This window comes from Hymenobacter gelipurpurascens (assembly GCF_900187375.1).
Classification (GTDB): Bacteria; Bacteroidota; Bacteroidia; order Cytophagales; family Hymenobacteraceae; genus Hymenobacter; species Hymenobacter gelipurpurascens.
This window is the reverse complement of sequence record NZ_FYEW01000003.1, coordinates 320,176-331,844: the sequence shown is the minus strand read 5'-3', so window position 1 is coordinate 331,844 and position 11,669 is coordinate 320,176. Positions and strand designations below refer to the sequence as shown.

General features: G+C 57.4%; 8 protein-coding genes. 4 read left to right on the top strand and 4 right to left on the bottom strand.

Annotation, left to right across the window (positions count from 1 at the left end):
- Positions 1 to 4 precede the first annotated feature (4 nt).
- Complete coding sequence (locus tag CFT68_RS19675) at positions 5 to 268, bottom strand: FeoA family protein (RefSeq protein ID WP_088845392.1); 264 nt, start codon at positions 266 to 268, stop codon at positions 5 to 7.
- A 221-nt stretch (positions 269 to 489) separates the two neighbouring features.
- Between CFT68_RS19675 and CFT68_RS19670 the strand changes: the two genes are divergently transcribed.
- Positions 490 to 1,392: a carboxypeptidase-like regulatory domain-containing protein gene (locus CFT68_RS19670; protein WP_088845391.1), complete on the top strand. Its 903-nt coding sequence runs from the start codon at positions 490 to 492 to the stop codon at positions 1,390 to 1,392.
- Between the two features lie 146 nt (positions 1,393 to 1,538).
- On the opposite strand, the gene CFT68_RS19665 is transcribed toward CFT68_RS19670, so the two are convergent.
- The 3 genes from CFT68_RS19665 to CFT68_RS19655 form a co-directional block, all read right to left on the bottom strand.
- On the bottom strand, positions 1,539 to 2,156 hold the full coding sequence (locus CFT68_RS19665) for an OmpA family protein (protein WP_088845390.1): 618 nt from the start codon (positions 2,154 to 2,156) through the stop codon (positions 1,539 to 1,541).
- Positions 2,157 to 2,256: 100 nt separating this feature from the next.
- Positions 2,257 to 3,675: an alpha/beta hydrolase family protein gene (locus CFT68_RS19660; RefSeq protein WP_088845389.1), complete on the bottom strand. Its 1,419-nt coding sequence runs from the start codon at positions 3,673 to 3,675 to the stop codon at positions 2,257 to 2,259.
- A 428-nt stretch (positions 3,676 to 4,103) separates the two neighbouring features.
- On the bottom strand, positions 4,104 to 6,617 hold the full coding sequence (locus CFT68_RS19655) for a bifunctional UDP-N-acetylmuramoyl-tripeptide:D-alanyl-D-alanine ligase/alanine racemase (RefSeq protein ID WP_088845388.1): 2,514 nt from the start codon (positions 6,615 to 6,617) through the stop codon (positions 4,104 to 4,106).
- A gap of 143 nt (positions 6,618 to 6,760) precedes the next feature.
- Here CFT68_RS19655 and CFT68_RS19650 point away from each other — a divergent pair, with 143 nt between their 5' ends.
- The 3 genes from CFT68_RS19650 (at position 6,761) to CFT68_RS19640 (ending at position 11,581) form a co-directional block, all read left to right on the top strand.
- Positions 6,761 to 7,654 (top strand): EamA family transporter, encoded by an 894-nt coding sequence (locus CFT68_RS19650; RefSeq protein ID WP_088845387.1) that lies wholly within the window; start codon positions 6,761 to 6,763, stop codon positions 7,652 to 7,654.
- 208 nt (positions 7,655 to 7,862) lie between these two features.
- A complete protein-coding gene (locus CFT68_RS19645; RefSeq protein ID WP_088845386.1) occupies positions 7,863 to 10,475 on the top strand; it encodes a YfhO family protein in 2,613 nt (870 codons plus the stop codon).
- A 200-nt stretch (positions 10,476 to 10,675) separates the two neighbouring features.
- Positions 10,676 to 11,581, top strand: a complete 906-nt coding sequence (locus tag CFT68_RS19640) for a 1-aminocyclopropane-1-carboxylate deaminase/D-cysteine desulfhydrase (RefSeq protein ID WP_088845385.1) — start codon at positions 10,676 to 10,678, stop codon at positions 11,579 to 11,581.
- The last annotated feature ends 88 nt before the right edge of the window (positions 11,582 to 11,669 follow it).

Genomic DNA, 11,669 nt, shown 5'->3' with positions numbered 1-11,669 from the left:
TGTGCTATTTCAGGAATATGGTTGCGGCTTCACTTACCCGCAACGATAAGGTATAGTCTTCGCTCTCACCTACTACCAGCGTAATCGGGCAACCCAACGGAGCCCGGCTGTTCATTCGCACTTGCGTACCCGGAATGCAGCCCATTTCTAACAGCTTGAGGGCCATTTCGGGGTCTTTTAAGCAGCAGATAGTGCCGGTTTCGCCCAAACGTAAATCTTTCACGCTACGGGGAATGGCGGGCAAGGCACTAGTGGAACGAGTGGACACGGGCGGGAGGATTATTTAGACTTACTTTAAACAAAGGTACCACCCTTTTAGGTTTCGGCCAAAAGCCACAATTCTTACCTGCCTAAGAAGAGGACAAAATGGTCACACTCTGGCCTATAACTATTCTTCCAACAAATTGCACAACTATAAATATTCTATGAGACATTGTAGTTGATGGCCGAATTCATTGTAGTTTTGGCATAGTCTTATTCTGCCTGCATATGCTCAAACGCGTACTCTCTCTTCTCTTTTTTGCTTTACTCCTGCCGGCACTTGGTTTTGCACAGGAAAACAAAATATCAGGCCGTATCGTGGACGAAAAGTCCAAAGAGCCTATTCCGTTTGCCTCTATAGGCCTACGCGAGGAACAGACTGGTGCTCTCACCAACGAGTACGGCTACTTCCAGCTGGCTATGCCGGAGAAGAACCCTCAGGACTCCCTCATTATTAATGCCCTGGGCTATTTCCGCAAGGCAGTACTGATCAAACCCGGCATTAAGGTGCAGGATATGATTATTGAGGTACCTAAGCGTGCTATTGCGCTGAAAGAGGTGAAAGTAACCAGCTCCGTCAAAATCAAAAACCTGGACCTGGGCTCTAAGTCGACCACGCCCGGCGAAGGCATGATTCAGGGGATGCCCGGCAGCCAGTATGCTTTCTTCGTGAAGAACGATAAGGGTAAAAACCTCGGCAACGTGCGCTCCGTGTCGTTCTATATCGGTGAAAACGGTTTCCCACGTGAGCCGTTCCGGGTGCGGCTATACAAGGCAGATGGCAACTACAACTCGCCTAACACCGATTTGCTGACCGACAACATCGTGGTTTCGGCACCAAAAGGCGGCGAGTGGTACACCATCGACCTGACCCAGTACAACATTGAAGCCCCCAAGGAAGGCTTCTTCGTAGCTATGGAGTGGATTGTGAGCGGTGATAAGTTCTACACCACCAACTTCATGGACAACTACACGCCCTACGGCCAGATTCTGCGTCCTACGTTTGAATTTAAAGAGAGTCGGACCTGGAACTACACCATTGGCCGCGGCTGGAGCCTTATTACGCTCGCCAACAACGGACAGCGCTACAACGCCATGATCCGGGCCGAAGTAGACATGTTCAAAGACTAATCACAGATTCAGTCGGATTAAGCTGATCATAGGTTAGCCAAGCCGAATTCAGAACCACACAAAAAAGCCGCTTGACTTGCGTCAAGCGGCTTTTTTGTGTGGTTCTGAATTCGCGAAATTCGACGAATCCGACTGAATCCGTGATCCTACTTACGCACGGCAATTTCTACGCGGCGGTTTTCCTGACGGCCGGCAGCCGTGGCATTGGAAGCAGCCGGAGCTGATTCGCCAAACGACTCAATGCTAACGTTTTCTGCCTTCATCTGTCCGTTCTTCACCAGCCAGTTTTTCACCGACTCGGCACGCTGGGCAGCCAGCTCACGGTTGTAGGCTTTGTCGCCACGCGAGTCAGCGAAGCCTAGCACCCGAACCTGCTTGTCGCGGAAACGACGGCCGATAGAGCCGCTGATTTCAGCAAGAGCGCGGGTAGCCGTAGGCTTAATTTCAGCTTTGTCCGTGTCGAACAGGATTTTTTCCTCTAGGCCATACACGTTGTACTCATCGTTGCTGCGCACCGATACCTCGGGTAGGTCTATTTCTTCCAGCTTCTCATTCGCTAGCTCGGCTTTGGTCATGTCCCAGGAGTTGCTCACGGAGGAAGCACCATCACCAGCAGCATCGGCGGCAGTTTTGCCATCACGGTAAACTACGGCCGTATCGGCAGTGGCTTCCTGGGGCTGATCTTTCGTTTCGGGGTTTTTCAGGTCGCCGCAGGCTGTCAGGAGGGCTGTAGCAGCCAGCAGGGAAAGAAATTGCTTTTTCATATATAGGGAGAGAGGGAAAAGATGATTTTGCGCATACGTAAAGCGGGACGAAAGGTAAAGCTCCTTCGTCCCGCCTTAAGCTTATCAGCTGAGTCTGAAGCTATTTTTTGACCTTAACCGCCTTAGTTTGCAGTACAATCCACTCCCGAATGGCCTCTTGTGCAGCGGGGGAGAAAACCTCCTTTTGCTGCCCATTTACGAGAGGCCACTCCGACGGGTCGGCCTGGAATAGGTGATTGACGCCGGGCAATTTACGGGGCGTAACGCTCGGGCTGTTTTTCAGGTTTTTGGTTAGGATAGCCAGATTGGCATCGGCGCCTACATTCAGGTCGGCAGTGCCGTTGAGCAGCAATACCGGGCACTTCACGTCGCCTAGCTTAGCTGTCGGGTCGAAAGTCAGGAATGCTTTATAGTGCGGCGAAGTCATGTCGAGGGCACTTTCCTGAGCTCCAGCGGCATCCAGCAACGCGTTGCTCTGGCGCAGCATATTGGCTACCATGGTCTGAGCTTGTGCTGCGTCGGTCGACTGCAGAATAACATCGAACATAGCCATCTGCTTTTTGAGGGCCTCATCTATCTGGGCAGGCGCGGTGCCCGCAGCCTTCAGCGTGTTGGCCTGGCGTTGCGCCAGCAATACTTTGCCTGGTAGGCCAGGAGCAGCCAGCGTCACGACGAAGCTGGGGGGCAACGGCTGGGAGGCTGCCAGGAGGGCCACATTGCCACCTTCTCCGTGCCCGATTACGCCCATATGCTCCAGATCAATTTCGGGCCGGGTGCGCAGATAGTTGAGCGCAGCCTGCACATCCGATACCACATCGGGGGCCGTAGCTTTTCCCATAGTGCCACCCGACTGGCCTACGCCGCGGTCATCGAAGCGCAGCACCGCAATGCCACGCCGGGTAAGATAATCGCCCAGTGAACCCAGCACCCGGTAGTCGCCAATGGTTTCGTCCCGGTCCTGAGCGCCTGCATCCGACACCAATACTACCGCCGGGAACGGCCCTTGGCCCGCCGGAATAGTCAGCATGCCTGCCAGCCGCAGGTCTACCGGGATATTCGTGAACAACACCTCTTCTTCGCGATAAGGCGGCGTGAGGCGTGCCTTAGGGTTGGTATTAATAGTAGCGGGTGCAAATTCCAGCGTCATCGGAACTGCAAAGCCCGGCTGACTCCAGGTGCCGTCTATCTTCTTACCATCGGAGGTTATACGACCCAAAAAGCGGCTACCCGCCTCTTCCGCCAACATAGAAACTGTATCGCCGCGCACCGAAACGGCTACGGGCATGCGGCTAACCTTCTGCAAGGGCACATCCATGGCCGCAAAGTAGGTGCCGTCTGTCAGCTTTATTAGCCGGAAAATTACTTCCAGCTGCCCGCCGGGCACCTTTAAAGGTCCTTTCCAGTAGCCATCAAGAGGAGCCGGCGCATCATCGGCCAAGGTGCGCGTGGCCATTGTGAGCAGAAGCACGAGCCAAACCAGGCCCTGCCGCCACCATGGCAAGCGTACAAGTGTATTCATGTGATTCGTTACAAGTAACGCTGTGTATGTTCACTTTTAGCCACCACAGCATGTGGCTTTACGGGTACTGCAGCCTACGCTACATAAGTCAAAATTCAGACAAGGAACAGTCTCCATCGTCCCAGAATAGTCATCCTAGCGTGAGAGAATACAAACCTGAGTGGCCTAGAACAGCAAGGCAAGCTGGCTTACCAGGATTTGTTGCTTTGCCTAGTGCACTATGCTGGCTGTTGGCTGAGGTGAAACTATTCTACTCTAGGATTCTGCCGATGCTTAAAGCGGCTAAACAGACTAGAAAAGCTCATTTGCGCAATTCCAACTATTCAATTTGAGGGGTCAAAATTATTACTTATAGTCTGATAAATAAGCATCTAGGCTATAAGTATTTTTAGAAGACTATTCTTTGGTTGTGCTAGCTATGCAAGCTGCTACTCCGCCACAAAAACGCGTTTTACCCGCTCACTTACATTGGTAAGCAACTCATAGGGAATCGTGCCGATTTGGGCAGCCAGCTCCGGCAGCGGCAGGCCCTCCCCAAATATTACCGCCAGGTCGCCGGCCTGTGCTTCGGGGATGCCCGTGACATCGGCCATGCACATATCCATGCAGACATTGCCGATTAAGGGGGCACGGTTGCCCCTAACCAAGACGTGCCCGGCCCCGTTGCCGAAGCGCCGGTCGTAACCATCGGCGTAGCCGATAGCTAGGGTAGCAATGCGGCGCTCGTGCGGCTGGGCCTGGCCACGGCGGCCATAGCCCACAGTATGGCCGGCTGGCAGGGTTTTGATTTGTGAAATAGTAGTCCGCAATGTGCTCACGGGGCGCAGGGCTTCCTGCTCGCGGCCAGTGGCCTCTACGCCATATAGCCCGATGCCGAGGCGCACCATATCCAGTTGGGCCTCTGGGAAGCGTACAATGCCGGCCGAGTTGAGAGCATGCTTGAGGATAGAGTAGCCTAGAGCGGCTTCCAGTTGGGGCGTCATGCGGTGGAAGGCCGCTAATTGCTGACGCGAGAAGTCGTTGTGCTGCTCTTCATCGGCGCCAGCCAGGTGTGTGAGGGCGCTGGCGACGCGCAGGTGGCCTACGTGGGTTTGGAGCAGCTGACAAAGCGCCGGTACATCTTCCTCAGCAAAGCCCAGGCGGCGCATGCCGGTATCAAGCTTGAGGTGCATGGCGGGCAGCGGGCCTTCCTGAGCCGCCGCGAGGTACGCATCGAGCAGCTCGAAGGAGTAGATTTCGGGCTCTAGATGATACTGCCGCAGCTTCTGGAAAGAATCCGGCGACGGATTCATGACCATGATGGGCAGGCTGATACCATGCTGACGCAGGTCCACGCCTTCATCGGTGTAGGCCACTGCCAGGTAATCGGCCCGATGAAACTGGAGCAGATTGGCGACTTCGTAGGACCCGCTGCCATACGCGAAGGCCTTCACCATCACCATCAGCTTGACATCCGGCTGCAGACGGCGGCGGTAGAAGTTGAGGTTGTGCACCAGCGCATCAAGGTTTACCTCCAGCACCGTGCCATGTATTTTCTGCTGAAACACGGCCACAATCCGCTCGAAACCATAGCGGCGAGCTCCTTTTACCAGAATGGTTTCGTGACGAAACCGATCAGGCTGAAAGTTGCTCAGGAAGGCTTCTGTATCGGCATAGAAGGTTGTTTCCAGTCCGGCAAAGGCATTTTTATTCTGACTGATTTCCGGCCCAACGCCAATAAGGCGCTCTACCCCATGAGCAGTAGCCTGCGCGGCCACGCGCGCATACAAATCGGCGCCGGCGAGGCCCGATTCCAGCACATCAGACAGAATGAGGGTGCGGCGGCCACGGCGCGGCTGGCGGGCCAGGGCATCGAGGGCCAGGCTAAGACCGGCCAAGTCATTGTTATAAGTGTCGTCGAGGATGTAGCAGTCGTTGAGGGCCTGCTTCATCTCCAGGCGCATGGCCACGGGCTGCAATCGGTCGAGGCGGCGCTGGATTTCGGCGGGTGCCACCTGGCGCCAGAGCAGCACCGAAAGCCCATGCAGCGCATTTTCTACGGAAGGCTCATCGGCGAAAGGCAGCGTGAACGTGTGCTCCTGGGGCAGTGGCCTAGCGCGCTCCACGCGCACGACGGTACGGTCGGCAGAGGCTTCGTGCATGGTAATGAGCAGATCGGCCTGCTTATCCTCGAATAACCCGCGTTGGCGCGTCCAAGCGCAGAATACCGTTCGGCGAGTATCCAACTGCGCGTGGGCCACCTCGTGAATAAGCGTATGGTCGGCGCAGTAGAAAAGGGTTTCTACGTGGCGGAAGAGCTGCATTTTCTCCTCCGTCTTCTGGCGGGCAGACGTGAAGCCGGCATCGTGGGCCGTGCCCAGGTTGGTGAACAGGCCTAGCGTAGGCTGAATAACGCGGGCCAGACGCGCCATTTCTCCCGGCTCGGATATGCCGGCCTCGAAGATGCCCAGCGTGTGCGTGGGGTTCAGCTCCCACACGCTCAGCGGCACGCCTACCTGCGAATTGAAACTCAGCGGGCTTTTGCAAATCAGCTCATCGGGGCTCAGCAGCTGGGCCAGCCACTCCTTTACAATGGTTTTGCCATTGGACCCCGTGATGCCAAACACCGGCAGGCGATACTGCTGCCGATGACAAGCCGCCACGGCCTGCAGCGCCCGGAGGGCATCCGGCACCAGCAGAAAACCGGCTTCGGGAAAAGCTCCTAGGCCACCCGTTACGGCTTCCTCCTGCTCAATTACAAATAGCCGCACCCCGCGGCCGTACAGCTCGGCCAGATAACGGTGCCCATCGTGGCGCGGACCGCGCAGGGCGAAGAACAACTCACCCGCTGGCTGGCCTACACGGCGGCTGTCGATGAGCAGCTGATGAATAGGCGTTGCCTTGGCGGGCGTTTGGAGCAGGGTGCCGCCGGTGCAGGCGGGCAAGTCAGGGAGCTGAAGCATAGCCCGGCAAAGGTACAACGAGTGACCTAGGTAAAGCAGCGGAGAGGCTTGCGCCCGCGTAGCCAGTTTTGTTGGGCCGGGTAACGCTCCGCGCGGCCTAGCCGCGTACCTTTGCGCGCCGGTTTTCAATCCTGGCTTTCCTCTTGAAACTTTCGCGTCATCACCTGGCCGCTCTGGCGGCCTTTCTTATTTGGGGCTTCTTCCCGATTCCGTTGCGCTGGCTGGCCGGCTATGCCAGCGGCCAGATTCTCTTTTTCCGGATTCTGCTTTCTCTTTCCATATTGCTGCTGTTGCATGGCCTGGCGCGGCGCGCGGCGGTTCGGCAGGTGTGGGCACAGTGGCAGGCGGCTCCTGCTGCTGAGCGGCGCAGCGTAGGCATCAGCACGGTAGTAGGCGGCTTGCTTTTGACGTCTAACTGGCTGTTGTTTATTTATGTAATCAATAAGGTAAGCGTACAGGCCGGCTCGTTTGCCTACCTCATCTGCCCCATCCTAACGGCCCTGCTAGGCTTTGTGGTGCTGCGCGAAAGGCTGCGGCCCAATCAGTGGCTGGCCATTGGGCTCAGCGCCCTGAGCTGTGCCCTGCTGGGGGCCGGCGAGCTGCGCAATGTGCTCATGAGCCTGGTGGTGGCTACAACTTATGCGGCCTATCTTATCAGTCAGCGCCGTTTGCAGGGCTACGACCGGCTGGTACTGCTCACGGTGCAGCTGTTGCTGGCGGCCCTGGTTATTTTGCCCCTGGCCCCGCTGCTGGGCGCCGATCCGTGGGCTGGCTTTCAGGATACGCGCCTGCTAGGGGTCGTTTTCATCCTGAGCTCGGTCTTCACTGTTATTCCGCTGTTCCTGAATTTATACGCCCTCAATGCCCTGCCTTCCGGGACGGTGGGCATCATGATGTACCTGAACCCAATTGTGAGCTTCGCGCTGGCATTTGTGTACTTCGGCGAAGAAGCCACGGCCCTCCAGGGGGCGGCCTACGGCGTGATTTTTTTCTCCGTCATTCTGTATAACAGCACCTTAGGCCGCAAGCGCAGCTAGTTGAAGGTAAGTGGCGGTTGGTTGAAGGCTGAACGGCATTGCTAGATACCACAGTTCTTTTGGGCGCGTTTTGGGTGGTGCTTGCCGTTATTACCTGGCCTACAGCCCATAAATCAACGCCGCTACAAACCCCGAAAACGGCTACCTTCGGCCTGCTTTGCCGGACCGAGGGGCCCGACAAATCGTTTTCCGACTTTCCTTAAGCCGAATGACAACTCTTTCCCGTCCGGCCGCCGCGCCGCTCTGGCAGCGGGTGCTGCCGCACCTACTGGCCATCCTATTTTTCCTGGTGCTGGCCGCCGTGTACTTCTCTCCCATCCTCTTCGATGGCAAGACCCTGGCCCAGCACGACATCGTGCAGTTTACCGGTGGCGCCCACGAGGCAGCCGAGTGGCGCGCCAAAACTGGCCAAGAAGCCCTCTGGACCAACTCCATGTTCTCAGGGATGCCGACCTACCTCATCAGCACCCGCTTTCCCGGCGATCTGAGTATTTACCTGCATAACCTGTTTACGCTAGGCCTACCTGCTGTAGTAGCCAACCTGTTTCTGGCGCTGGTGTGCGGCTATGCCCTGTTTGTAGCGCTGGGCTTGCGGCCGTTACTGGCGGTGGTGGGTGCCATAGCGTTGGGCTTCACGAGCTACAACATTGTGATTCTGGCGGCGGGCCACAACACCAAGTCGTTGGCGCTTGCCTATGCGCCGCTGGTGCTGGCGGGGCTGCTCGTCACGTTCCGGCGCAATATGTGGCTGGGCGCGGCGCTCTTTACTCTGGGCCTCGCCATGAACATAAGGGCCAACCACTTGCAAATCACGTATTACCTGCTCCTGCTGGTGCTGATTTTTGGAGTAGTAGAGCTGATTTTTGCGGTTCGTGAGAACCGGTTGCCGGATATGCTTCGGCGGACAGGCCTACTGGCACTGGGGGCTGTGGTGGCGGTAGGCGTAAGCTTCGGCCGACTCTACATCACGGAGGAATACGGCAAATACTCTATCCGCGGCAAATCGGAACTGACCAAATCGGCCCCCACAGCGCCGGGTCAGCCGGCCGCAGCAACGGGCGGAGAAGGTGGCTCGGGCCTGGAGCGCGACTATGCTTTTGGCTGGAGCTATGGCGTGGGCGAAACCATTACGCTACTTGTTCCTAACTTCTACGGAGGTGCCTCGCAGGGCAAGCTCAGCGACAACTCCGAAACCGGCAAGGCGCTGGCCGCCGCTGGCGTGCCACCCGTGCAGCTCAGCGACTACTTAGCTCAAATGCCCCTGTACTGGGGCGACCAGCCCAGCACCAGCGGCCCTGTGTATGTGGGCGCGGTAGTATGCTTCCTGTTTGTGTTAGGCCTACTGATTGCTGACCGCCGCACGCGCATCTGGCTGCTAGCGGGCACTATCCTGTCCATTATGCTGGCCTGGGGCAAGAATTTCGAGGTATTCAATAACCTCATGTTCGATTTCTTCCCTGGCTACAACAAGTTCCGGTCCGTGAGCATGTCCCTGGTTATTGCCCAGTTGGCTATGCCCCTGCTAGCCGTGCTGGCCCTGGCCCGCGTATTGCGCACACGTAGTATGGCAGCACCTGTTGCCGGCAGCAGCATGCACCCGAGCCTGGCCGCCCTGGCTGGCAAGCCCGCCGATGACGCCGACACGACGCACACGAAGCGCAAAGTGTTGCTGGCGCTGGGTATCACGGCCGGCATTTGCGCGCTGGCATTCCTGGCGAGCCTGGTCTCTGACTTCGCGGCGCCTGTTGATGCGCAGCTGCAGCAGCAAGGCTTCCCTTTAGATGCTCTGCGCGCTGACCGTGCTTCTCTATTGCGGGCTGATGTGTTCCGTTCCCTGGTATTTATTGCGCTGGCGGGTGGTGTGCTGTGGTTTTATCTGCAGCGTAAGCTCTCGGTGAGCATGGCCGCAGCCCTCATAGGCCTGCTCACGCTGGTAGATCTGTGGGGCGTAGATAAGCGCTACCTCAACGATGCCAACTTCCAGCGCGAAACGGTAGTAGAACAATTCGTACCCTCGCCCAGTGACCAGCAGATTCTGCAGGACAAAGACCTGAGCTACCGCGTTCTGAACCTGACCAGCCCGTTCCGGGAGGCTAACACCTCCTATTTCCACAAGAGCATTGGCGGCTACCACGGCGCCAAGCTGCGCCGCTACCAGGAACTCTACGACTGGCAGATGGAACCCCAGCTGCAGCAGATTTTCAAGCAGAGCAAGCCCGAAGCAGCTCCCGTGCTGAATATGCTGAACATGCGTTACCTCATCATTCCGGCCAATGAACAGGCTAAGCAGCCCGAGCAGGTGGTGCGCAACCCCGGCGCCCTGGGCAATGCCTGGTTTGTACAGGAAGTCCAGAAAGTTCAGAGCCCCGATCAGGAGATTCAGTCGTTGAGCGCGTTGAACCCGGCCACTACGGCTGTTGTCGATGCCTCTAAATTCCCGCTAAATAAGACCAGCTTTGCGGCGCCCGGCTCTACCATTGCCCTCACGGCTTACGAGCCCGATAAGCTTACGTACCGCGCCAACACCACGCAGGAGGCCTTTGCGGTCTTTTCTGAAATCTATTACAAGGATGGCTGGAATGCCTACCTCGACGGTAAGCAGGTACCTTACGTACGCGCTAACTATGTGCTGCGCGCCATGCAGGTACCTGCCGGCACGCACACCATCGAGTTCCGCTTTGAGCCCAAGGAGTACGCTCTAGGAAACACCATATCTATGGTTTCCTCCATTGTGCTGTTTGCCCTGATGGTGGCGGCGCTGTACTACGCCATCAAGCACCGCCCCGAGCCGCATTCCGTTCAGGACACGATGCTGGCATAGTGGTGAAACACTAGAAAAGCCTATCAGCCAGCACATAAAAGTACATCATCCTGAGCTTGGGAAGGATCTTATCACCCCGGCACGAGTCGTTGTAGGCCAGTCGTTCAACTGATTGTCCAAACGTGATAAGATCCTTCGCAAGCTCAGGATGACGTGCTTTTCCGTTTCTCCCTAATTGCATTACATCAATACCTCACCGCATGCTTCTGCAGCCACTTGCTGAGCCAGCCGCCGACCGCGCCGGTGTGCGGCTGCTGCTCCTGCGTGATGATCTGACACACCCCGAGCTGCCGGGCAATAAGTGGCGGAAGCTCAAGTATAATCTGGCCGAAGCCCAGCGGCTAGGCCACCACACGCTGCTCACGTTTGGCGGCGCTTTTTCCAACCATTTGGCGGCCGTGGCAGCGGCGGGCCGCCTGACGGGCCTACGCACCATTGGGGTAGTGCGCGGCGAAGAGCTAGGCCTGTTGCCCTTCAACCCCACCCTGGGCCAGGCCCGCGCCGATGGCATGGAGCTGCATTTCCTGGACCGCGCGACCTACCGCCGCAAGCACGAGCCGGCGGTGCTAGGCCAGTTGCTGCAGACGCTTGGGCCAGCCTATGTACTTCCGGAAGGCGGCTCCAACACGCTGGCACTGCCGGGCTGCGCCGAACTAGTGACGGAGCTGAAAGCCCTCACTGAGTTCGATTACCTGTGCGTAGCATGCGGCACCGGTGGCACCCTCGCGGGCTTCCTGACTGGCCTAGCGGGCCACCACGAAGCAGCAGGATTTGCCGCGCTGAAAGGCGCCGACTTTCTACGTCACGACATCAACCAACTTACGCAGCAGGCCACCGGCCATACCTATACTAACTGGACCCTACAGACCGGCTACCACGGCGGCGGGTATGCCAAGCTGTCTGCGGAGCTGATGCAGTTTATCCGGGAATTCCGGGAGCGTCATGGCGTGCTGCTTGACCCCATTTATACCAGCAAAATGCTGGTAGGCGTGCTGGATTTGCTGGCGCAGGGCTACTTCCGGCGCGGCAGCACCGTGGTGGCGGTGCATACGGGTGGCCTACAGGCCTGGGGTGGCTTTCAGGAGCGCCATGAGCTTGGGCTTTAGCATTGCTTGGGCTTTGCAGGTGGCCTAGGAGTTCTATAAACAGCCGTTCTCCTGCCCCCGAAGCTGGCGTAACCGCACCTCAATTCGT